The organism is Caecibacteroides pullorum (assembly GCF_019239235.1).
Taxonomy (GTDB): Bacteria; Bacteroidota; Bacteroidia; order Bacteroidales; family Bacteroidaceae; genus Bacteroides; species Bacteroides pullorum.
Map to the genome: position 1 here is coordinate 49,186 of NZ_JAAZTS010000001.1, position 23,743 is coordinate 72,928.

Sequence of the window (23,743 nt, forward strand, 5' to 3'; positions counted from 1 at the left end):
TCTGTGGAAATCGCTATCTTTGCCTTCATGGAAAATGAAGTGAAGGAATATTACGACCGATTGCTGGATGCTTGCAGGGACGATGTGCCCCTGGAAGTGGCTTACAGACAATTGCGCGAACTGCTGGAGCAACTATGCCGCACACAGATGTCGGATGGCAGTTTGCAGATGACCGACCTTTCCGCCCGCATCAGCTACGTGGCGGCGAAAGTCGGCCTTTCTGTTGTAGAGCAGAACCGCCTGCACACTTTTCGCCTGACGTCCAATCGTGTGCTCAATCGCGAAGAAGAGCCTGTGCGCGACAATCTGTTGCGCGACGTGAAGACGCTGGCTTTCTTCGTCAAGCTCCTGACGCGCGAGGATATCCCCGACGCCCTCTACCGCCTCCTGCCTCGCGCCGACGCCACCTACGTGGTGATGCCCGTGGGACGCCGCGTGAAGCGCATGCGCGTGTGCTTTCAATACGCCGACGACACCTACCTCTATGTACAACCCCTCGACACCTTGGCAGACGAATGGTTCAAAGTGCGCTACAACGTGCCCGACGTGAACGAAGAGTTCAGGGAGACGTGTGAACTGTTGTGGCGCCATGCGCAACTCAACCTGCTGGATGTGGTGGTGGACGAGGAGGGAGTGCTGACACCTTCGTTCATCATCCTAGAGCCCGACTACCTGATCGACATCAGCTCGCTGGCCGAATGCTTCAAGGACTACGGGCACCATCCGGCCAACTACATCCTGGCCCGCCTCCAGCCGTCGGACAATACGTGTCCGCTGCTGCTGGGTAACATCGCCAACCTCTTTCTGGACGAATGGATCCATGCGGAGGACGAACCCGACTACCTGGCGTGCATGAAGAAAGCCTTCCGCACCTATCCGCTGGAGTTGGCCGCCTGTGAGGACCTGCGCGAGGCGGCGAAGGAAAGACAGTTCTTTGCCGATTGCCGCCTGCACTTCGAGAACATCCGTCGGACGGTGAACGAGACCTTTCCCGCCCCCGGCTATGGGCTCGACAAGAGCGATGCCGTGCTCGAGCCGTCGTACATCTGCGAGGCGCTGGGCCTGCAAGGACGCCTCGACTACATGCAGCGCGACATGACGTCGTTCATCGAAATGAAGTCGGGCAAGGCCGACGAATATTCCATCCGCGGCAAGGTGGAGCCGAAGGAGAACAACCGTGTGCAGATGCTCCTCTATCAGGCCGTGCTGGAGTATGTGATGGGGAGGGACCATCGGCGGGTGAAGGCCTACCTGCTCTATACGCGCTATCCGCTGCTCTATCCCGCCCGGCCGTCGTGGGCGATGGTGCGCAGGGTGATGAACGTGCGCAACCGCATTGTCGAGGCGGAGTATGGCATCCAACTACGAAACAACATCGAATATACGGCCTATAAATTCAAGGACCTGCAACCCGACGTCTTGAACGAACGCAAGCTGGACGGCAGGTTCTGGCGCGACTACCTGTGTCCGCCTATCCAGCGTCTAGCGGAGAAATTGGCCGCCTTGTCGCCGTTGGAGAAAAGCTATTTCTATACGCTCTACAACTTCATCACGAAGGAACTCTATACCTCGAAATCGGGCGATGTAGAGGGATTGAGTCGCACGGGGGCTGCTTCTTTGTGGCTTTCTACCCTCGACGAGAAATGCGAGGCGGGCGAAATCATCTACGACTTGACTATTCAGGACAACCATGCCGCCGACATCCATAAACCCTACCTGCAACTGGCCAGACGGGGTGGCGGGGAAGAAGCGTTGGCCAACTTCCGCGCAGGCGATGCCGTGGTGCTCTACGAGCGCAATTCGGAGCAGGACAACGTGACGAACAAGATGGTGTTCAAAGGCAACGTGGAGTACATCTCCGAACAGACGATCCGCCTCCGCCTGCGTGCTTCGCAACAGAATGCGGGCGTGTTGCCGGCCGATAGCCGCTATGCGGTGGAGCACGACTACATGGATACAATTTTCCGCAGCATGTATCAGGGGCTTTCGCTCTTCCTGTCTGCCACGCAGGGCCGACGCGACTTGTTGCTGGGACGTCGTGAACCAGCCTTTGACGAGAGTTTTGACGGGCAGATCCGTGCGGCGGCGGACGATTTCGAACGCATTACCCTGAAGGCTCGGGCGGCTCGCGACTACTTCCTGCTGGTGGGCCCGCCAGGGACGGGAAAGACCTCGCGTGCCTTGCGAGGGATGGTAGAAGCCTTTTATGCGGAGGGGAAACAAATCCTGCTCCTGTCGTACACGAACCGAGCGGTCGATGAAATCTGCAAGGCCCTGTCGGCCATCAATCCTTCCATCGACTACATACGTCTCGGCAGCGAACTGGCTTGCGAGGAGACTTATCGTCCGCATCTGATTGAAAATGTGCTGGAAGATTGCGCCAATCGCCGCGCCGTGCAGGAGCGCATCGTGCAGTGCAGGGTGTTTGTAGGGACGGTGGCCACGCTCTCGACCAAGGGCGACCTGTTCCGCCTGAAGCGCTTCGACGTGGCGTTGGTGGATGAGGCTACGCAGATATTGGAACCTCAGTTGCTGGGCCTGCTTTGCGCACGAAGCGCGTCGGGCGAAGATGCCATCGGCAAGTTCGTGCTGATAGGCGACCACAAGCAGCTGCCTGCCGTCGTCCAGCAGGCGTCAGAGCATTCGGAAGTGCATGACGAAGAGTTGCGCCGACTGGGCTTGTACAACCTGAAGGACTCGTTGTTCGAGCGCCTTTACCGCCACCTGACAGCACAGGATGAGGCCGATGGAAGTGAGGGCGTGGCGGGTCGTTGCCACGACATGTTGCGTCGCCAGGGGCGAATGAACGCCGACGTGGCCCAATTCCCCAACCGCGCTTTCTATGGAGGCCTGCTCGAAGTGCTCGGACTTGACCACCAGCGGGGTGATCTGAAGTTGGCGCCTTGTCTGCGCGACCATCCGCTGGCTTCCGTGCTGACCAGGCGGGTGGCTTTTCTGCCCTCTGTCGTGGATGTTTCTCTGAAGTCGGTCAAGACCAATGCGTCGGAAGCCAGGTTGGCAGCCGCCTTGAGCGAGGCGATCTACAGGCAATATTCGGCTTGCTCGACTTTCGACCCTGCGAAGACGTTGGGCATCATCACGCCCTATCGGAGCCAGATTGCCTTGATCAGGGCTGAGCTTGCCGCCTTGGGGATACCTGCCCTGAACGACGTGGCCGTGGACACTGTAGAGCGCTTTCAGGGCAGCGAGCGGGATGTTATTATTTATTCCTTCTGCGTGAATCGTGCCTACCAGTTGAAGTATCTGGCCAATGTGACCGAAGAGAAAGGAGTGGTGATCGATCGGAAACTGAATGTGGCTTTGACCAGAGCTCGTATGCAGGTGTTCATCATAGGCGTGCCTCAGTTGCTGAATCAGAACCCTATTTATGCGGATTTGCTTCGTTTTTGCAAAAATTAATCGATAAATGATACAACATATCGAAATATTTGTTATTTTTGCATCACGTTTTTTTCATAGAGATTTAGATTTAAGGTTAGAAGAATTGTGGAAGTCGTGAGACTTCCCTTTTTTTTATCCTTATGGAAATTATCCTCTTGCTTTTCACTATTTTTGAAGGTTTGTAGGACGTTTGTTTATCGTAAAAAAGAAAGGGGTTGTGTCGCTAATCTGACACAACCCCCTTTTGTTTCTATGAAAACTATGAGTTAGGGAGACTAAAGCACTGTTTTGTTTAGTCTATTACGATGGGTTTGTATTTCGGTACCAAGATCTTCATGATGCACCAGCCGATGAGGTAGGCTACAGCGCAGATGCAGAAGATGATGAAGTAGCCGGCGGGCTTTCCTTCAAATCCCATGAACTGCATGGCGGGCTGTGCATATTCGGCGCCTTGTGCCAGCAGGGCTTTGGTCATTTCCACCTCCTGGCCGTCTACGATGGTTGTACCTGCGGCGTAGGTGAACAACATACCCGAACCCTTGTTGATGAGGTAAGAGCCGATACCACCTGCCATACCTCCCAAACCGATGATGGTGGCCACGGCACTGTTGGGGAACATGTCGCTACCTACGGAGTAGATGTTGGCTGACCATGACTGGTGGGCTGCACCTGCAATACCAATGATGATGATGGGGAACCAGTAAGAGTATTCACCCAGCGGCTGGGCAAAGAGGGCCAGCAGCGGGAAGAGGGCGAAAATGAACATGGCACGCATGCGGGCGGCGTAGGGGTTCAAGCCTGTCTTGTTGATGATGATGGTAGGCAGCTTGCCGCCATAGATGGACAGCATGGTGATGGCATAGAGTACGAAAATCAGCAACTGGGCTGTGCCGCTGTCTGAGGAGAAACCATAGACGTCCGAGATATAGGCAGGAGTCCAGAAGAGGAAGAACCACCATACACCGTCGGTCATGAATTTACCTACTGCCACGGCCCATGCCTGCGGATATTTCAGGCATTCCCACAGGCTCATCTTTCTTTCTTCTTTCTTGGGAGCGGCTGCGTCTTGTGCAGGTTGCTCTGTCTGCTTGTCCAAGTTGATGTATGCCAGTTCGGCTGCATTGACGCGTGGATTGCCTTCGGGTTTCTTGTACATGAACATCCATAAGCCCATCCAGATGAAGCCCAGGCCACCGATTACGATGAAGGCCATTTCCCAACCGTTTCCTATGCCGACGCTTTGGAAGTAGCGGGCGAGGGGCGGGATGCTGACGGGCGCTATCAGGGCGCCGATGGTAGAGCCTGCGTTGAAGATGGAAGTGGCAAAGGCGCGGTCTTTCTTGGGGAAGTATTCTGCCGTCACTTTAATGGCAGCGGGGAAGTTGCCAGCTTCGCCTACGGCCAGCACGATGCGCGCTGCGATAAAGAAGTAGACGCTGGTGATGGCGATGGTAGAAGCGATGGCTCCTGTGGCCGAAATCATTTCGGCTGCGTTGTGGATACCTACCACGTGCTCTGTGGCCCATCCGCACAAGGCATGAAGACAGGCGCCCAACGACCATACGGCGATGGCCCAGAGGTAACCTTTCTTAGTGCCCATCCAGTCGATAAAACGACCGGCGAACAGGTTGGCTATGGCATAAACAAGTGAGAAAATTGCGGTGATGTCTCCGTAGTGTGCGTCTGTCCAATGGAATTCGGGAGCGATAAAGTCTTTCCACGTCAGTGACAGAACCTGACGGTCCAAATAGTTTACTGTAGTAGCGAAAAACAACATGGCACAGATGGTCCATCTGTAATTGGTCATTTTTCCGACGGCATTTTGAATTGTATTCATGATAGTAGATTCTTTTTTTCGATTGCAAAAGTAGAGGTTTTCGTGTCAGCACTTTGTGCAATAATTGGTAGAAATACTGTATAAAATGACAAAAATGGGCGTAGACCTGTGTTAGCCTACGCCCATTTGCCGTTATCAATTATTTCATGTCCAAATACTTGATTTCGTCTTTGTCGCTATATTTCAGGTTTTCACCACCCATACCCCAGATGAAGCTGTAGTTGCTGGTACCTGCAGCAGCGTGGATGCTCCATTCAGGTGAAGTGATGGCCTGCTCGTTGTGCAGCCATACGAGGCGTTCTTCCTGAGGTTCGCCCATCAGGTGGCAGATAGCGTTACCTTCGGATACATTGAAGTAGAAGTAAGCTTCCATACGACGTGTGTGCGTGTGGGCAGGCATGGTGTTCCATACAGAGCCGGGAGCCAATTCGGTCAGACCCATCTGAAGCTGGTTGGTACCGCCGTTCTTCACTCTTTCCAATACATCTTTTACGATGAGCTGGTTCACTACGCGGTCGTTGCTGTCTTCCATCTTGCCATAGTGGTCGGAGATGGCGAGGGCATATTTCTTGGGTTCAGCCTTCTGAGCTTTTACGTCGGTTGTAATCAGCTGGGTAACGTATTGCTTGTAAGCGGGAGCCGAGTTGATGTAGAACTTGGCAGGCTTCGTAGCGTCGTTGCTCTTGAAAGTCACTTCCTTGTTGCCGCAACCTACGTAGAGGGCTTCTTTATATTTCATGGGATATTCCTTGCCGTCAACCGTAACGACGCCGTCACCTCCTACATTGATGACGCCCAGTTCGCGACGCTCGAGGAAGTAAGTGATTTCAGGACCCAGTTCGCGAAAAGTTTCCAGCTTCAGGATCTTGTTGACAGGCATTACACCACCATAGATCAGGCGGTCGTAGAGGGTATAAGTCAGGTTGATTTCATCGGGAGCCATTACTTTCTCCATCATGAAAGAACTGCGCAGACGCTCTGTGTCATAGTGCTTTACGTCCAGCGGATGGCAGGCAGTCTGTACTTTGTAATTCATTTGGGCGTTGGCCGAGATGGCGGCGACGCCTAACATCATTGCAATTGCTAACTTTTTCATATTCAGTATATAAACTATTAAATAAAACTTTCTTTCTTATTTAGCTGCTTGTTTGGCTTCTTTTTCGCTGCGGATGATAATGCGACGGTTGATGAGCATCAGGGCGATAGCTATCAGAGCGAGTACAGCACCACCTACATACGAAAGCTTGATGCCGCGGTAGATGGTCCATCCGAATAATGAGGAAGCGAAGTCGAGTGCACCACCCGAGAAGCCTTCAGGGATGTGAGCTGTGGGGTCGTGGGTTTCAGCATATACATTGTTGGCAGCCAGGGTGAAGTCGGGGGCCATGTCGGTCACGAAGTAAAGTCCGACGATGAGCGCTACCAGACCTACGATCAATGTTTTCAGTACGTTGCCTTTCGTAAAGGGCAATACCATGGGGAAGAGGTAGAACATACCTGCCAGTGAAGCCAGCGGAAGGAATTGGTTACCAGGCAGGAATACGGCCAGCGCAAGGATAACGGGGATCAGGATAACAGATGCCACGAGGGTAGCGGGATGACCGATAACCAAAGCTGGACTCATACCAATGTGCACCTTCTTACCATTGAATTTGGTCTTCACCAGCTCGGAAGTCTTTTCAGAGATAGGTTTCAAGCCTTCGATGAAAAGGGAAGTGATGCGGGGGATAAGCTCCATTACGGCACCCATCGTGATACCCAGGAAGAGTACTTTCTTGATGTCCAGCTGGGCAGCCCATCCGATGAGCATACCTACGATAACACCCAGTACGAGCGGCTCGCCTATTACGCCAAATTTTTTCTTCATGCCGTCGGCGTCAATGTCCAGCTTGGAGAAGCCGGGGATCTTATCCAGAGCCTTGTTGATGAGGATGGCAAAAGGAACGAAGCTTTGGCAGAAAGGTTGGGGAATGGAGATACCGTTCAGGTCATAATATTTTTGGAATTTCTCGGCTGTGAGGTCGGCACATACCAGTGTGATGACATAGCAGATGATGGCTGCAAAGTAGCCCCATGCCAGGCTTTCGCCCATAACGAAGTAGGCTACAGCGCCGATGAAAGCAAAATGCCAGTAGTTCCACAAGTCAATGTTCACGGTACGAGTGGTCTTGGTGATAAGCATCAGCAGGTTTATGCCCAGACAGATGGGGATGATCAGTGCACCTACGGCCGTGTTGTAGGCCACGGCAGCTGCGGCAGGCCAACCCATGTCGAAAACGTTCAGCTGCAGGTGGTAGAGGTCGGAAATGGCTTTCAGGGGATTGTCGAAGTTGGTAGTCAGCAAGGCGGTAACTACACCCAGGCCCACGAAACCGACTCCTACGCAAAGGCCCGATTTCAGTGCCTTTCCAAATTTCATCCCGATACACAAACCAATAATTGTAAAGATAATAGGCATCATGACCGATGCTCCAAGGCTAATGATATAGCCGAAAACTTGTTCCATTCTCTTTTGTTTTTGATTATGATTAAATTTATGTTTTACAAGAATCTATATGAAATTTCGGTGTCAAATTTAGCTCTTTTATTCATTATTCAAAAAAGAAATTCTTTAATTATTGGAAAAAAGGACGATTTTATACCTTTTTTGTCGTTTGCGTGCACAAAAATGCTCGTTTCCGTGCACGAAAACCAAATAATGCACTAACTAGGACAAAAAAGTGCACATGTTTTCAACGTAAAAAGCGTATTTTTGTTTCCTGATAAAATTCGAGTCTAAATACAAATTGAACTACTGATCTCATGAAGAAAGAATCGATTATCCGTTTCATCGTTTCGGGGATGTTGTGCTTTGCTTCAGTTTTTGCAGAAGCACAAAATGTAAAGATTGACCAACCTTGGTCGGTCCGTATGGCCGAGTCGGAAATGATACGCTGGCCGGAGTCTTGGCAGCTCGATTTCCAGCCGAAGCTGAAGTGGGATTATTGTCATGGGTTGGAGCTTCAGGCCATGCTCGACGTGTACGATCGCTATGGCAACAAGAAGTTTTATGACTATGCCTTGGCATACGTCGATACGATGGTCAACGACGACGGTACCATCAAAAAATATAAGCTGGAAGAGTATAGCCTTGATCGTGTGAACTCGGGGAAAATCCTTTTCCGCATCTATGAACAAACCAAAGATGTGAAGTACAAGAAAGCATTGGACTTGCTTCGAAGCCAGTTCGATGGACAACCGCGCAATGCCGATGGAGGTTTCTGGCACAAGAAGGTCTATCCGAACCAAGTGTGGCTCGACGGCGTGTATATGGGGGCTCCCTTCTATGCCGAATATGCCTATCGCAACAATGAAGTGGATGCTTATCAGGACGTGGTCAATCAGTTCTTGATGGCCGCCCGCCATACGTACGACCCTCAGACGGATCTGTTCAAACATGCCTGCGACGTCAGCCGCAAGGAGCGTTGGGCCGACCCTGTGACAGGTCGTTCGTTGCATAGTTGGGGGCGCGCCATGGGATGGTATGCCATGGCTTTTGTCGATGCGCTCGACTTTATTCCTGTCCACGAGGCGGGGCGTGACTCGATGCTTGTGGTGCTCAATCAGTTGGCTTCGCAAATCAAGCGCCTGCAGGATGAAGAAACTGGTTTGTGGTATCAGGTGCTGGACAAGAGTGGCGAGCCGGGCAATTATTTGGAGTCTTCCTGTTCGGCCATGTTTGTCTATTCGCTCTTCAAGGCGGTGCGCAAAGGCTATGTAGACAAGTCATATCTGAAAGTGGCGCTGAAAGGCTATCAAGGCATCTTGGATCATTTCATCGAAGTGGACGAGAGGGGGCTGGTCAGCATCACCAAAGCCTGTGCTGTGGCTGGTTTGGGCGGAAAGAACTACCGTTCGGGCGACTACGACTATTATATCCATGAACAGGTGCGCGACAACGATCCGAAGGCGGTAGGCCCTTTCATCCTTGCCAGCCTTGAATGGGAACATTTGCAGGACGTAAAAGAAATTGTTAACCAAGAATAAAAGAGAGGAAACCAGATGAAAAACTATTTGTATGTCGTGTGGACGATATTGATTCTTGCAGTTGCTTCCATGCAGGTTCAGGCTGCCGGGCAGTGGAAAGATACGCTGGTAGTAGCGCGCGACGGCACGGGTGACTATCGCACCCTGACCGAAGCGATGGAGGGCATCCGCGCCTTTATGGACTACAAGGTAACGGTGCTCATCAAGAACGGCGTGTATAAGGAGAAAGTGATTGTCCCCTCGTGGTTGCAAAATGTGGACTTCGTCGGCGAGAGTGCGGAAGGCACTGTCATCACCTACGACGACCACGCCAACATCAACAAGATGGGCACTTTCCGCACCTATACGCTGAAGGTGGAGGGGAATAACATCACTTTCCGCAACCTGACCATCGAGAACAATGCTGCGCAACTTGGTCAGGCCGTGGCGCTCCATACGGAGGGCGACCGCCTGGTGTTTGTCAATTGTCGCTTTTTAGGCAATCAGGACACGGTCTATACAGGGGTGGCAGGCACGCGCCTCTACTTCCTGAACTGCTATATCGAGGGGACGACTGATTTCATCTTCGGCCCTTCGACGGCTTTGTTCGAAGCTTGTGTTATCCATAGCAAGCGCAACTCTTACATAACGGCTGCTTCTACGCCTGCCAATGTGGTGGTAGGATATGTTTTCCGAGATTGCAAACTGACGGCTTCCGAAGGGGTGGACAAAGTTTATCTGGGTCGTCCCTGGCGTCCCTATGCGGCAACGGTCTTTATCGGATGCGACATGGGGAAGCATATCTGCCCTGCCGGTTGGGACAACTGGCGCAACGCCGAGAACGAAAAGACTGCCCGCTATGCTGAATACGGCAACAAGGGCGAAGGGGCGGAGTTGGCAGGTCGTGCGAAGTGGGCAAGGGCATTGACGTCCGAAGAAGCGGCCCGCTATGCCGACTGGGCGTACATCTTCGGCCTTTGTAGCGATTGGCAACCTGCTGATGCGCCTGTGAAGCCTTGATTTTTCTCCAACTGGGAATTGTTTTTTCTCTAATTAGGGAATAATTTTTTGCTAACTGATTAAAATAATAACATGATGAAAACGAAACTGACCATACTGCTGGGCTTGCTTCTGATGTTTTCGGCCTTTACGTCGGAAAAGCAAGTCATTACCATTTTTACCATCGGCGACTCCACGATGGCTAATAAGCCGCTGGAGGGCGGAAACCCTGAGCGTGGATGGGGGCAGATGCTCTCCCGCTACTTCTCGGAAGAGATTGTGATAGACAACCATGCCGTCAACGGACGCAGCTCGAAGAGCTTTATCGACGAAGGCCGTTGGGACAAGGTGTTGGTGAAACTGAAAAAAGGCGACTACGTGTTCATCCAGTTCGGACACAACGACGAGAAACCCGACGAAAAACGCCATACCGACCCTGGTACGACTTTCGATGCCAACCTGAAACGTTTCGTCGAGGAAGCCCGTGCCAAGGGCGCTATCCCTGTTCTGTTCAACTCCATCGTCCGCCGCAATTTTGGCGAAGCCAATGCCGATGCTGTGGCGAAGGCTGTTGTTCAAGATGATATTCGTGAGGGTATTGATCCCAATGTACCTCAAGCAGAAGTGAAAACAGGTGCCCGACTGATTGATACCCACGGGGCTTATTTGGACTCTCCACGCAACGTGGCTCGTGAGCTGGAGGTGCCTTTTGTAGACCTCAATCGTGTTACTCATGACCTGGTGGAGCAGATGGGGCCCGAAGCTTCCAAACAACTCTTCGTGTGGGTGGCTCCCAACACAGTGCCCGCCCTGCCCAAGGGACGCGAGGACAATACGCACCTGAACGTTCGCGGAGCCGCGACCGTCGCCTGGCTGGCCGTGCAGGAGGTAATCAAGGTAGTGCCCGCGTTGAAACCCTATGTCAGACATTACGACTTCGTGGTGGCCAAAGACGGTTCGGGCGATTTCTTCTCCGTACAGGAGGCCATCAATGCTGTCCCCGACTTTCGCAAGAATGTCCGCACCACCATTCTTGTCAAGCGAGGCGTTTATAAAGAAAAGATTGTGATACCCGCCAGCAAGATAAACCTCTCGCTGACAGGCGAAGACGGCGCCGTCCTTTCCTACGACGACTATGCCGACAAATTGAACCGCTTCGGAGAGAAGACAGGCACGTCGGGCTCCGCTTCCTGCTATATCTATGCTCCCGACTTCTATGCCGAGAACCTTACCTTCGAGAATACCTCAGGTCCTGTAGGGCAGGCCGTCGCCTGCTTCGTCAGTGCCGACCGCGCCTATTTCAAGAACTGTCGCTTCCTGGGTTGGCAAGACACGCTCTACACTTATGGGAAGGGTTGCCGCCAATATTACGAGGATTGCTACATCGAAGGGACGGTAGACTTCATCTTCGGATGGTCTACGGCCGTGTTCAACCGTTGCCACATCCATAGCAAGACGAAAGGCTACGTCACGGCTCCCTCTACCGACCAGGGACAGAAGTATGGCTACGTCTTCTACGATTGCCGCCTGACGGCCGACGAGGGCGTGACCGATGTCTACCTGTCGCGTCCCTGGCGTCCCTATGCACAAGCCGTGTTTGTACGTTGCGACTTGGGCGGCCACATTCTGCCTGCAGGATGGAACAACTGGGGGAAGGTGGAGAACGAAAAGACAGCTTTTTATGCCGAATATCAGAGTCGTGGAGCGGGAGCCAATCCCCAAGCACGCGCTCCCTTCTCGCATCAGTTGCACAGCTTGGAAGGATATGCCATGGAGGACGTTTTGGCAGGTACGGACGGTTGGAATCCGATGAAGAACGGAAACGCCCTGCTGGACATCAAACGCTGACGGCATAAGTCGTTTCGCTTCAGTCGAAAAGAAACTATGTTTTAGCAGGCGGAAAGCACTGCTTTGTGGGTAGGAAAAGGCACTTTTACGATTGTAAGGGTGCCTTTTCCTATGATGAGCCGTTTGCTTGCGAGGCTTAGGGCTTCAGCCAGCGGTCGAAAAACTCCAGCGTTTCTTTCTGCATCTCCTTGTTGAAGAAGTGCTTTTCGTCCCATAGCTTTGTCACGAGGTGGTCGGATGCTCCTTGGCTTTTCCACACGGCTTCCATTTCCTGATAAGCGTCTTTCACGCCCTCTATGGGGAAAAGCTTGTCGTGCGTGCCGTTGAAGAAAAGAGTCGGCTTGGGGCAGGCGATGCTGGCTACGTGTGGATAGTCGAGGTAGCGGCGCAGGGCGGGTATTAGCATGGCGTAGGCCGATCCGCCCTTGTTTTGGTTGTTGGTCAGGGTCATGAGATGTTCGGTGGTGTTCATCCAGCAGATGGAGGCCGATGCTCGGACGACATCGGTCAGGGCAGCCAGCATCCACGAACGGTAGGCCCCCATTGAGAAGCCCAAGCTGCCTACGCGCTCCTTGTCTACAAAGGGCAGGGAGGCCAGGAACTCGGCGCTTCGCATGTCGTCCACGTTGATGAAGGCACCCCACGAAGCACCCATCTGCAGGAAGTTGGACGCCAAAGCCTGCTGGGCATCGTAGCTTGTCCCTTCCTTTCGTCCGCGCTCGCCCCAAAAGAGGGCGTCTACGGCCAGTACCACATAGCCGTGTCGGGCCAGGTAGTCGCCTACGTACTGCCCGTCATAGCATTGGCTGGCCCATTGGTCGGCATCCTCCATGACCTCGGGCGCGACGTGGAAGGGACGTACCATCTTTTCCTTTCCGATGGAGAAATGGGCGCCATGGTCGTGTAGCAGGACGATGGCGGGGAAAGGTCCTTCGCCTTCAGGAACAAGCAGGTAGGCAGGGACGCGGCTCCATTCGGAGAGGTTGAAGCGTATCTTGCGGGCTTCGTAGCCATCGCGTTGTTCGCGGTCGGTCACTTCCATGGCATACGCCTTGGGGGCGGGTTGGAGGTTCTGCATGCATTCGGCCAGCACGTGGCGTGCCTGTGCTTTCCATTTCGCAAAGTCTTTTTCTTCCGCCTTTCCCCATGCCAGGGGGTAGGTGAGCTGTTGTTTCATCTGTTGGTAGAAGACGGGCATGTTGCCGGTCACTTCGTAGGCTGCGCTGTCCGTCTGTGCGGAAGCGATTGAAAGGCTCAGGAGGGAGGCGAACAACAGGGGAAGAAGTTTGTGTTTCATATTTGTGAGAGTTTTTTCGTGTGACAAAAATAAAGTTTTTTTCATGAAATCCTTATATTTGCATCCATATATTCGCGGATACTATGAAGCAAAGGTTATTATATCTGATACTGGCCGTTTTGTCGGCCCCCTTCTTGAAAGCACAGCCGGAGGGCTCTTTTACGCATTATTCGTCGGATGATGGTTTGTCCGAAAACACAGTCATGGACATGTTGCAGGACAGTCGTGGCAACATGTGGTTCTCCACTTGGAATGGCATCAACAAGTTCGACGGCTATACTTTCAAAACGTACAAAGCGCGTCAGGACAATCAGATCGCTTTGACCAGCAATCGGATGGACCACATGGAGCAGGACCGTTATGGCTTTATTTGGGTTCAGACCTATGACGATCGGGCTTTCCGCTTCGATCCTCGTACGGAGGTTTTCGAATCTGTACCGGCCGAAGGTGAGCCTGGCAGTCAGATGGCCGTTTCGTCCATCAAGGTGTTGGCCGACGGTACGGTTTGGTTGTTGAGCGGACGTGAAGGCGCGCTTCGTGTGACAACCGACTCTGTGAACTATCGGCTGACTACCACTTGGTATTCACCGACGTCGGAAGGGTTGCAGCTCTCTCATGTGTTTGATGTTTGTCGTGCAGACAGTTGCGAATGGGTTCTTTCGGATAATGGCTTGGGATGTTTCAGCCCAGGTTCGTCGATACCGACCGTTTATTTTGAAAATGGTGGTAGCAGGCAAAAACAGGGCTTCTATGCCATGGAAGATTGTGGCGACTATCTTCTTTTTGGTTCGGACAATGGTACCGTCTGGGTCTATCAGAAGCATACAAAGACGTTCAAGCCTGTCCAGCTCGATGCTGTTTCACGCATCAGTGGCATTAAATGTCTGAAGAAACTTTCGCAAGTCGTTGTTTCGACTCTTTCCGACGGCTTTTTTGTTTATACCCTGTCTACAGGCGAAGTGAGCCATTATTCGGCGGACAGTTTACCTCCTGAGAAGATAAAGGCAATTTATAGGGATTCGTCCGATGAAATCTGGTTTGAACAGGACGTTGTGGGCGAAGTGGCCCATTTCAATCCTTATACCCGTAAGCTGAAGTGTGAGAAAGTGTATGCCGAACCTACCAATACCGACCGCTCACGTCCGGCTTTCCATATCCATGAAGACATCTTCGGCATGTTGTGGGTGCATCCTTATGGAGGAGGTTTTTCTTATTTCGATCGTAAAAACAACTGCCTGCGTCCGTTTTACAACAGCATGACGGGCGAGAACTGGCGTTTTTCCAACAAGATACATTCTGCCTTCTCCGACCGTCAGGGCAATTTGTGGATGTGTACCCATTCCAAGGGGTTGGAAAAGGTGACGTTTCGTACGGAGCGTTTTCATCTGCTGTTTCTGGTCAATCATTCCTACGAATCTTTGAGTAACGAAGTGCGCGCGCTTTGTGAGGATAAGGACGGCAACATGTGGGTCGGGCTGAAGGACGGCATGCTGCGTGTGTATGACAGAAATAGGAATGAGATAGGCTATCTGACAGAAACTGGCACGGTAGCTAAGAGTGGAAAACCTCTGTTTGGTAATACCTATTACGTCATGCAGGACAGTAAAGACAATCTTTGGATAGCGACGAAGGGAGCAGGAGTGGTGAAAGCTGAACCCATGCCAGGAAAGCTTCGTTACAGACTGACGCGCTATCGTTACAGTGCCGACGATGTCTACAGCCTGTCGGACGACAACGTTTATTGCATCTATGAAGATCGTCAAGGGCGTATCTGGATGGCAACATTTGCCAATGGTGTCAGCTATCTGACTCGCGATGCCGAAGGGAAGGAAATCTTCATCAGCCATCGCAACAATCTGAAAAATTTCCCCATCAAGTACTGTAGCAAAGTACGTTGCATTACGGGTGACTCGAAAGGACATCTTTGGATAGGTACTACCGTAGGCTTGCTAATGGTAAACGATGGTTTTGAGCGTCCTGAAGATGCCCGGTTTTATCATTATCTGCGTGCGCCTGAGAAGGCTAATGCGTTGAGCAATAATGATATCCATTGGATTAAACCTACACGGAAGGGAGAACTGTATGTAGCTACTTTCGGAGGAGGGCTAAATCAATTGGTCGATTTGAACGATGGCGGTCAGGCTCGTTTTAAGGCATATACTGTACGTGACGGACTTCCTTCGGACATTCTGCTTTCCATTCAGGAGGATAAGAAGGGACAGTTGTGGATCAGCACGGAGAACGGTCTGAGTAAATTTACTCCCGATCTGGAGCGTTTTGAAAACTTTCAGAACAAGTATAGCAACTCCAGTATTCGTTTCAGTGAGGCTGCTTCGGCGTATGCATCCGATGGAGATATGCTGTTTGGAACCAATCATGGCATTTTTTATTTCAACCCCGATTCCATCCAGAAGAGTATTTACGTGCCTCCCATTGTCCTGTCACAATTGCTATTGGCCAATGAACGGGTTTCTCCAGGGGAACATTCGTTGTTGAAACGTACGCTCGATGCTGTGGACGAATTGCAGTTATCTCATAGAGAGAATATCTTTACGATCCAATATGCAGCCTTGGACTTTACAGCCCCTTCAGATATCCAATATGCTTACATGCTGGATGGTTTCGAGAAAACGTGGAATTACGTGGGAAAACAACGGACGGCTACTTATACCAACTTGCCCAAAGGGCACTATGTGTTTAAGGTTCGTTCGACCAACGCAGATGGTGTGTGGTCCGACAATATACGTACGTTGGATATCGAGGTACTTCCTTCTTTTTGGGAGACTCCCTTTGCCTATTTCCTGTACGTGTTTTTCCTCCTGTTGATTATGGTGACGGCGGTATATATTCTGTTTACCATCTACCGACTGAAACACAAGGTGGTGATGGAACAACAGCTGACTAATATGAAGCTGCGTTTCTTCACTGATATTTCGCACGAGTTGCGCACTCCCTTGACGTTGATATCCGGACCGCTGGAATATGTATTGGAAAATACCGCTTTGCCTGCTGATGCCAGAGAACAATTGATGGTAGTCGAGCGGAACTCCAATCGTATGTTGCGTCTGATAAATCAAATATTAGACTTCCGTAAGATTCAGAATAAGAAGATGAAGATGCGCGTCCAACATGTAGAAGTTGTAGGTTATACTCGTAAGATCATGGAAAATTTCGAGGCGCTGGCCGAGGAACACCACATCGATTTCTTGTTCGAAACAGAAAAGGAAGCGATTTATCTGTGGGTGGATATCGATAAGTATGAAAAGATTGTCTATAATCTTTTGTCGAATGCCTTTAAATATACTCCTGAGGGAAAAATGATTACGGTGTTTGTGCGTGAGAATGAACAGACAGTGTCTGTTGGCGTTCAGGATCAAGGTATAGGAATTGCAGAAAACAAAAAGAAATCTTTGTTTGTCCGTTTTGAAAATCTGGTGGATACCAATCTGTTTAACCAATCCAGTTCGGGTATTGGCTTGTCCTTGGTACGCGAGCTGGTGGAGATGCACAAAGCAAGCATTTCTGTAGATAGTAAGCTGGGCGAAGGCAGTTGTTTCCGTGTTGATTTCCTGAAAGGAAGGGAGCATTATGACGAAACGGTAGAGATTTTGCAGAGTGATCTGAACGTATCTGGAGTAGATTCTCCATCGGTTACAATGTCAGAATCCCACGCTTCGCATGAAGATGTACATCCTGAAGAGGGAGATCTGTCGTCGGTAAAGAGTCTGATGCTGCTGGTTGAAGACAATGCGGAATTGCGTTTGTTCCTTCGCAGCATTTTTGCATCCGATTATCGGGTTGTGGAAGCTGCGAATGGGGTAGAGGGCTTTGACAAGGCTTTGAATCTGGTGCCGGATATTATCATTAGCGATGTCATGATGCCCGAGAAAGACGGTCTTGAGATGATGAAGGAATTGCGTAGTGAAATGACTACCAGCCATATTCCAATGATCCTGCTTACAGCCAAGACGGCTATAGAAAGTAAATTGGAGGGCTTGGAGTATGGTGCCGATGATTATATTACGAAACCTTTCAGTGCCACTTATCTGAAAGCTCGTGTGAAGAATATCCTGCTTCGCAGGCAGAAACTTCAGGAACTGTATCGCGAACAGTTGATGAATGCCGGAAGCATGATGTCGGTGGAAGAAGTGCACGAAGAGGAGAAGGTTCCTGATATGTCGCCCAACGATCGTAAGTTTATGGATAAGCTGATGGAGCTGATGGAGAAGAACATGGATAACGGTGACTTGATCGTCGACGACTTGGTACAGCACATGGCAGTGAGCCGTTCGGTTTTCTTCAAGAAACTGAAAACGCTTACAGGTCTGGCTCCTGTAGAATTTATCAAGGAAGTGCGTATTAATCGTGCTGTTCAGCTCATAGAAACAGGTGAGTTTTCCATGACTCAGATTGCGTACATGGTTGGCATCAATGATCCCCGTTACTTCAGCAAGTGTTTCAAGCAGAAGATGGGGATGACTCCGACGGAATATAAGGAAGCAAGAAGAAAAAAACAGAATTGATTTCTTGAACCGCACTTTTGCGGGGAGCATGTGCTCAATGGTTCGGTTTTTGTTTTTATTGTGATATAAGAAAAAATTACTATTTGATTCAAGAGCGCATCAAGATGGTAAATGCTTCGATTTAAGAATTTTGTCATTCTGTGAATAATGTAATTTTCTATCTTATTTCTGATAATATGCTGTATATCAATGATAAGACAGGGCTCTTTGGTGAGATTTTTTAAGCTCAACGCTCACGACCGCCACTATGGACCCCTTGTCGAGAGAGAAAAATTTTATAAAAAGTTAAAATGTAAAATATAATAACTGTATTGGGGCTTGTAAATGTTCCACAGATATACAAGGAAAGGTGAGATTATCATATCTCGGCTGTATTCACGCTACGTTGTTTTGTATGAAAATAATAGGATAAAACGCAGAATAAAGCGAATTTGAGCATTCTCACTGACGGTCAGAGGGTTTGGCTTCGGGTGGCACGGAATGACATAAGGGCGGAAAAACGGATTTGGGCGGATTACAGCAATAGATGCAAGGTATTTTCTCTTTTGGTCGGCATGGGCGTCGTGTGCAGCCTCTCCGTCTGGGGAAACATCGAACTCTGGAAGTCCAAACGCCAATATGCGGACGATGCTTTGAAGTTCCGTGTTATCCGTTCATGGGGAGGATGCAACGCAAAGACCATCCTTTGGCTAAACGATGTGTTCGACATCCGGCGTGACGAGGAAACCATTGAATGGCTGCGCCAAGAGGCTGACGGCTATGACAGGGACTTGAAAGCTGTATCCGACAGCCTGATGCAAGATAAAATCAGGCAACAAGGGGAATAATTTGTAATTCTATTTGCATTTACAATTTACGACAGAGGGATATTAAATGTATCCCTTTGCCGTAAATATACAAAGACCGTCACCTTTTATCATTTATTCGGGTTAAAATTCTTATCGTAGTTAATAAGATATTTGGCCATTGCCGGGTCATTGAAGTCCACTTTCAATTTGCCTGTGTCCATCTTGCGTATGGTTTCCATATCTTCTTCTGATAACTTGAAATCATCAATGGCGAGATTGCTTGCCATACGTTCCTTATGAATAGATTTCGGTATGGCTACAATGCCTTCGTTGAGCAAAAACTTCAAGGCTACTTGCGCATTGGTCTTACCATATTTGTCTCCGATGGCTTTCAAGGTCTCGTTGGTAAAAATGCCGTCAGTTCCTTGTGCAAGCGGTCCCCATGCCATTAACTGCGTACCGTAATCCTTAATGAGTTCACGCATTTTTCGCTGTTGGGAGAAAACGTGAGTTTCCAATTGCAGCACGGCTGGTTTCACCTCCATGTTTTCCACCAAATCCACAAAACGGGCATCGTAGAAATTACTCAAACCGATGGCACGAGCTTTGCCCTCTTTGTAGGCCTTTTCCAGTGCACGGTAAGTCCCGTAATAGTCTCCGAAAGGTTGGTGGATAAGCAAGAGGTCAACGTAATCTGTCTTCAATTTGTGGAGCGATTCGTCTATGCTTCGGGCTGCGTTTGCTTCGCCTGCATTGGAAATCCATACCTTGGTTGTAAGGAACAGCTCGTTCCGGGGTACGCCACATTTGCTGATAGCTGCGCCCACACCTTCCTCGTTGTAATAAGCCTGTGCCGTGTCTATCAGGCGATAACCTACGCTGATGGCATCCAACACACAACGTTCGCACTCTTCCGGGCTGACGAGGAATACACCGTAGCCCAACATCGGCATCTCAACGCCGTTGTTCAGTTTAATCGTTTTCATATCAGTCATGTATTTTATAAGTTCCGAATCCTCTTACGGTAGGTAAGTCCATGTCGTCATAAATGGGGCTTTTGCCCGTGTCCAGTCCGGAGATGGCTTTCATATCCTCATCCGTAAGCGTGAAATCAAAGATATTCAAGTTTTCTATCATCCGTTCCTTGCGAACACTTTTCGGGATGATGATGATGCCGCGCTGGTTCAGCCAACGCAGGATGACATTGCCCACTGTCTTGTCGTGATGCTTCGCAATGGTTTGCAGCACGGGGTTGTGGAAGATGTCGTTTTTCCCTTCGGCAAACGGTGCCCATGCCTCGTGTACGATACCTTCCTGGCGCAGGAAAGCATTGGCTTCTTTCTGCTGAAAGAACGGATGGGTCTCTAATTGGTTGACGGCAGGTTTCACCTCGTTGTGCAGGAAGAGGTCTTGTACCCGCTCGCTCCAAAAACTGGTGATGCCGATGGCACGGATGCGCCCCTCCTTGTACAATCTTTCGCAAGCCCGCCAAGCCGCATAGTAATTGCCGTAAGGCTTGTGCAGCAGGTAGAGGTCCAAGTAATCCAGCCCCAAAAGTTTCATCGACTTGTCGAAAGCACGCAGGGTGTCATCGTACTCATAGTCCTGCACCCACAGTTTGGTGGTGATGAACAAGTCCTCGCGTTTCAATCCACTGCGGCGGATGGCATTGCCCACTTGCTCCTCGTTGAAATAAGAGGCAGCCGTGTCTATCATCCGGTAGCCGACTTCCAACGCATCGCTAACCACTTTTTCAGTCTCGTTTACCGGAATCTGGAATACGCCGAAGCCGATGGCCGGCATCGTCACTCCGTTGTTCAATTTTACTTCTTTCATTTCTATTCGTATTTTAATATTCTTTTTCCTGTTTTTAATGACGATACAAAATTAAGATAATCAATTGACAATGCAGTTATACAAAAAGACGGGTTATTTATACCTTTTTTCGGTTATTTACCTTTAGCGATGTTTTGAGCCGCCTGCTTTTAGTGTATACAGATAGCGCATAGACGGGAAAGCCGAAATTCCCAAGGCCAGTATGATACAAACGAGAGCCACGGCCATGCCTATATGACAACGCATTCCTGCATCTACGACACCATTGCTTGCCGCTGTCATCAACGAAAGTCCCAATGCACCTCCTATCTGATGAGAGGCATTGACCAATCCGGATGCCGCACCGGAATCACGCTTGTCAACATCTTCTATCCCCAAATTGGTCAGCGGACTCATAGCCAACCCTTGCCCGATACCAATAAACAGCATAGGAAAAGCTATCCCGTATAGATATGATTTTCCAACAGTCAAGGACAAGAGCAAAAAGAAGCCTAAAAGAACAAGAGACAAACCGACATACAAGATTTTCTTATTGCCATATTTATGCACTAATTTGGGGACTTCCACCGCACCTAAAAATGTGGTGATAGTCATTGGCAGGAACGCCAGTCCGGTCAATAAGGGGGTAAAGTGGAATGCATCCTGCATGAATTCGGATATGAAGAAATTATACCCCATCAAGGCGGCGATGAGCAACGCCCTTGCCACGTATGCGTTCCTTCTTGTACGGCTGTGGAACAAGGACAAAGGCATGATGGGCATAGGGGCTTTTTGTTCGGCATGTACCAACAGGGTAAGAAGTACAATGCCCGACACGAGCCATAAAGCTACAGCTGATGCTCCGTCTATGGCATAGATTACGCAAAACACGCCAGCCACCGACAGTAGTGTGCCGATTATGTCGAAACGATGCTTTGTCAAGTCGGCATTGAGCAGATATTTCACGGAAAGGAAAAGCATGACGCCGACTATCGGCACATTTATCAGGAATCCGTCCCTCCACGTAAGATACGTTGTAACCGCACCTCCAATAATAAGCCCGAAACACAGACCTATTCCCGATATAGAACCGTACCAAGCTACGGCTTTCGTCCGTTTTTCCCCTTCAAAGTAGTCCATTATCAATGCCAATGCCGCAGGTGCCATGACTGCCGCCCCGACACCTTGTACAAACCGTGCGGCAATCATGATTCCTGCCGAAGGAGCCACCCCTGCACCCAGTGACCCGAAGCCAAACAGCATCAATGAAAGATTGAACATCCGTTTCCGTCCGAGCGTATCACCCAACCGTCCTCCCAGCAGCATGAATCCGCCAAATACTAGCACATAGGCGTTTTGCACCCATGACAAGGATACACTTGACAACTGCAAGTCCTCCGCAATTCTCTTCAACCCGGTGATGACAATAGAGCCATCTATTGCTGTGATAAAGTAACTGGATAAGACAAGAAACAGGGCAATGCTTTTCACTGTCCGTTCATTGCATTTCCTGTTTTCCTTGATACATTCAAACATAAAACAACATTCTGTCTTATTGGTTGGCAAGCTCTATCCGGACGCTGAAGCTGCCATGCAGTTTTTCAATTTCAGACAGCCGACAATCCACTTTCCCTAAATTAACTTGTTCTCCGTATGCCTCAGACTCCTCTTCATGCCCGATGAGGATGGTAAACCAATTCCCGTCCGGCACAAAGTTGATGTCTCCGTTCAGCCAGCCATACCGTTTTTCGTCCTCTTTGTAAGGAAGTGCCGGATGCATGGTGCCACAGAGGTCGAACTCATATCGGCTTACATTCACGTGCAGAGGTAATTTGCTTAACAATGCTTTTGCTGCACTCGTATTTCCTATCGTGGCAGGGATGGCGGTTTCTCCAAAATGGAGAGTTACTTTGGTTCCTGTTTCTATAACCCGTGTGGCAAGGTCTTTGTCGCTTTTCTGCATATTGGCATCATCCGATGCCTTTTTCCTTTCTTGTCTCATGCTTTTTTCAATTTTAATGTTTTCATTTGAACTGGCTTTCAATGATTGGCTCTGCATGGAACTGACCAACAAAAGGATGACAGTCAATGCGGATGCTGCCATTGACAGCCTGATAAGTCTTTTCATTGTTTGTTTTCTTTATTCTGTCCTTTCTTTTCGTCTTCCCAATTTTTCCCGAAGTCCACCTGTTCCGTTTCCACATGACCACGATGTCCATATACCGTGCAGGCATTCAAGGCGGTTTCCAACTTACGGAATTCGTCATCGGTCAGTTCCACATTGGCCGCTCCGAGGTTTTCCAAGATACGTTCTTGGTTCTTCGACCCGGGGATGGGCACCACGTTGGGATATTTGTGGAGCATCCATGCTAAAGAGATTTGCGCATTGGTGGCATGTTTCTTTTCCGAGAACTCAGCCAAGATGTCCAGTATGGGTTGGTTGGCTATGATGTTTTCCTTGCTCAGTTGCGGTACGAATTTGCGCACATCGTCCACTTTCTCGAACTCGGTGTCCGCCTTGATTTTGCCTGAAAGGAATCCGCTGGCTATCGGCGAGAACGGGACAACCGCTATGTCATGCTCCAGACAATAGGGGAAAATGTCTTTCTCGCAATCACGTTCTACCATCGAATAAAGGTTCTGCACGGCGGCGACAGGAGTAATGGCGTGTGCCCTGGCTAAAGTGTCCGCTCCCACTTGCGACATTCCCCATTCACGTATCAAGCCTTCCTGAATGAGCTTCCCCATGACTGCGGCCACTTCCTCGAAAGGTACATCCTGATTGACACGATGGAGGTAATACAAATCCACGTAATCCGTGTCTAAGTTTTTCAAGGATGCTTCCAAGTGACGACGCGTTGCTTCGTAGATACTTGTGCCGTCCGCCAGTTCATCGGGATGAAGGAAGAATTTGGTTGCCAATACAATGTCTTTGCGGAAATCTTTGACCGCCTTGCCCACCAGTTGCTCATTATGTCCTGGATAGAACACCACATCACCATATACTTCTGCTGTATCAAAGAACGTACAGCCAAAATCATACGCCTTGCGGATAGCTTCAATACTATACGCTTCTTCGGGCACTTTCCCATACCCGTGTGAGAATCCCATACACCCCATGCCTATTTCAGACACTTCCAAACTTCCGATTTTTCTTTTCTTCATCATATTACGCTATTTTTAATTTACGATGCAAAGTTACTGGACATTATCTAAAACTCTTATAAAC

General features: G+C 49.9%; 14 protein-coding genes and 1 pseudogene. 6 read left to right on the top strand and 9 right to left on the bottom strand.

From position 1 onward, the window contains the following. Positions 1–27 precede the first annotated feature (27 nt). Positions 28–3,420, top strand: a complete 3,393-nt coding sequence (locus HF894_RS00190; RefSeq protein WP_204970882.1) for a DEAD/DEAH box helicase — start codon at positions 28–30, stop codon at positions 3,418–3,420. A 274-nt stretch (positions 3,421–3,694) separates the two neighbouring features. Here HF894_RS00190 and HF894_RS00195 read toward each other — a convergent pair whose 3' ends face one another. The 3 genes from HF894_RS00195 to HF894_RS00205 all read right to left on the bottom strand — a co-directional run bounded on the left by HF894_RS00195 (position 3,695) and on the right by HF894_RS00205 (position 7,745). Next, entirely contained in the window at positions 3,695–5,239 is a 1,545-nt protein-coding gene (locus HF894_RS00195) for an MFS transporter (protein WP_204970685.1), read from the bottom strand. Between the two features lie 139 nt (positions 5,240–5,378). Next, positions 5,379–6,335: a 5-dehydro-4-deoxy-D-glucuronate isomerase gene (gene kduI / locus HF894_RS00200; protein ID WP_204970686.1), complete on the bottom strand. Its 957-nt coding sequence runs from the start codon at positions 6,333–6,335 to the stop codon at positions 5,379–5,381. A gap of 36 nt (positions 6,336–6,371) precedes the next feature. After that, complete coding sequence (locus HF894_RS00205; protein WP_021847016.1) at positions 6,372–7,745, bottom strand: PTS galactitol transporter subunit IIC; 1,374 nt, start codon at positions 7,743–7,745, stop codon at positions 6,372–6,374. A gap of 335 nt (positions 7,746–8,080) precedes the next feature. Here HF894_RS00205 and HF894_RS00210 point away from each other — a divergent pair, with 335 nt between their 5' ends. From HF894_RS00210 to HF894_RS00220, 3 genes are all read left to right on the top strand, one after another. Then, entirely contained in the window at positions 8,081–9,265 is a 1,185-nt protein-coding gene (locus tag HF894_RS00210; protein ID WP_246593098.1) for a glycoside hydrolase family 88/105 protein, read from the top strand. Positions 9,266–9,334: 69 nt separating this feature from the next. Then, positions 9,335–10,264 (top strand): pectinesterase family protein, encoded by a 930-nt coding sequence (locus tag HF894_RS00215; RefSeq protein WP_394369808.1) that lies wholly within the window; start codon positions 9,335–9,337, stop codon positions 10,262–10,264. Between the two features lie 75 nt (positions 10,265–10,339). Then, the gene (locus tag HF894_RS00220) at positions 10,340–12,091 is read left to right on the top strand and encodes a pectinesterase family protein (RefSeq protein ID WP_204970883.1); all 1,752 of its coding nucleotides are present in this window, start codon (positions 10,340–10,342) and stop codon (positions 12,089–12,091) included. Positions 12,092–12,227: 136 nt separating this feature from the next. Here the strand turns inward: HF894_RS00220 and HF894_RS00225 are convergent, their stop codons facing one another. Next, on the bottom strand, positions 12,228–13,388 hold the full coding sequence (locus HF894_RS00225) for a dienelactone hydrolase family protein (RefSeq protein WP_204970689.1): 1,161 nt from the start codon (positions 13,386–13,388) through the stop codon (positions 12,228–12,230). A gap of 83 nt (positions 13,389–13,471) precedes the next feature. Between HF894_RS00225 and HF894_RS00230 the strand changes: the two genes are divergently transcribed. Both HF894_RS00230 and HF894_RS00235 read left to right on the top strand, forming a co-directional pair. Then, positions 13,472–17,911 (top strand): hybrid sensor histidine kinase/response regulator transcription factor, encoded by a 4,440-nt coding sequence (locus HF894_RS00230; RefSeq protein ID WP_204970690.1) that lies wholly within the window; start codon positions 13,472–13,474, stop codon positions 17,909–17,911. 530 nt (positions 17,912–18,441) lie between these two features. After that, a pseudogene (locus HF894_RS00235) lies at positions 18,442–18,738 on the top strand (hypothetical protein); the annotation flags it as partial. An 89-nt stretch (positions 18,739–18,827) separates the two neighbouring features. On the opposite strand, the gene HF894_RS00240 reads toward HF894_RS00235, so the two are convergent. From HF894_RS00240 to HF894_RS00260, 5 genes are all read right to left on the bottom strand, one after another. Further along, a complete protein-coding gene (locus HF894_RS00240; RefSeq protein WP_204969565.1) occupies positions 18,828–19,685 on the bottom strand; it encodes an aldo/keto reductase in 858 nt (285 codons plus the stop codon). Position 19,686: 1 nt separating this feature from the next. Further along, on the bottom strand, positions 19,687–20,535 hold the full coding sequence (locus HF894_RS00245) for an aldo/keto reductase (RefSeq protein ID WP_204474328.1): 849 nt from the start codon (positions 20,533–20,535) through the stop codon (positions 19,687–19,689). A 123-nt stretch (positions 20,536–20,658) separates the two neighbouring features. After that, positions 20,659–22,050: an MFS transporter gene (locus tag HF894_RS00250; protein ID WP_204970691.1), complete on the bottom strand. Its 1,392-nt coding sequence runs from the start codon at positions 22,048–22,050 to the stop codon at positions 20,659–20,661. Between the two features lie 16 nt (positions 22,051–22,066). Then, positions 22,067–22,642: a cyclophilin-like fold protein gene (locus HF894_RS00255; RefSeq protein ID WP_204474332.1), complete on the bottom strand. Its 576-nt coding sequence runs from the start codon at positions 22,640–22,642 to the stop codon at positions 22,067–22,069. After that, positions 22,639–23,679, bottom strand: coding sequence for an aldo/keto reductase (locus HF894_RS00260; RefSeq protein WP_204970884.1), 1,041 nt, complete (start codon positions 23,677–23,679; stop codon positions 22,639–22,641). The genes HF894_RS00255 and HF894_RS00260 overlap by 4 nt, the downstream gene beginning before the upstream one ends. Between the last annotated feature and the right edge of the window lie 64 nt (positions 23,680–23,743).

Excerpts from the sequence above, each read along its gene's own strand:
- HF894_RS00190 (WP_204970882.1), top strand. The coding sequence starts at position 28 with ATGGAAAATGAAGTGAAGGAATATTACGACCGATTGCTGGATGCTTGC.
- HF894_RS00195 (WP_204970685.1), bottom strand. The coding sequence starts at position 5,239 with ATGAATACAATTCAAAATGCCGTCGGAAAAATGACCAATTACAGATGG.
- kduI (WP_204970686.1), bottom strand. The coding sequence starts at position 6,335 with ATGAAAAAGTTAGCAATTGCAATGATGTTAGGCGTCGCCGCCATCTCG.
- HF894_RS00205 (WP_021847016.1), bottom strand. The coding sequence starts at position 7,745 with ATGGAACAAGTTTTCGGCTATATCATTAGCCTTGGAGCATCGGTCATG.
- HF894_RS00210 (WP_246593098.1), top strand. The coding sequence starts at position 8,081 with ATGTTGTGCTTTGCTTCAGTTTTTGCAGAAGCACAAAATGTAAAGATT.
- HF894_RS00215 (WP_394369808.1), top strand. The coding sequence starts at position 9,335 with ATGCAGGTTCAGGCTGCCGGGCAGTGGAAAGATACGCTGGTAGTAGCG.
- HF894_RS00220 (WP_204970883.1), top strand. The coding sequence starts at position 10,340 with ATGAAAACGAAACTGACCATACTGCTGGGCTTGCTTCTGATGTTTTCG.
- HF894_RS00225 (WP_204970689.1), bottom strand. The coding sequence starts at position 13,388 with ATGAAACACAAACTTCTTCCCCTGTTGTTCGCCTCCCTCCTGAGCCTT.
- HF894_RS00230 (WP_204970690.1), top strand. The coding sequence starts at position 13,472 with ATGAAGCAAAGGTTATTATATCTGATACTGGCCGTTTTGTCGGCCCCC.
- HF894_RS00240 (WP_204969565.1), bottom strand. The coding sequence starts at position 19,685 with ATGAAAACGATTAAACTGAACAACGGCGTTGAGATGCCGATGTTGGGC.
- HF894_RS00245 (WP_204474328.1), bottom strand. The coding sequence starts at position 20,535 with ATGAAAGAAGTAAAATTGAACAACGGAGTGACGATGCCGGCCATCGGC.
- HF894_RS00250 (WP_204970691.1), bottom strand. The coding sequence starts at position 22,050 with ATGTTTGAATGTATCAAGGAAAACAGGAAATGCAATGAACGGACAGTG.
- HF894_RS00255 (WP_204474332.1), bottom strand. The coding sequence starts at position 22,642 with ATGAAAAGACTTATCAGGCTGTCAATGGCAGCATCCGCATTGACTGTC.
- HF894_RS00260 (WP_204970884.1), bottom strand. The coding sequence starts at position 23,679 with ATGAAGAAAAGAAAAATCGGAAGTTTGGAAGTGTCTGAAATAGGCATG.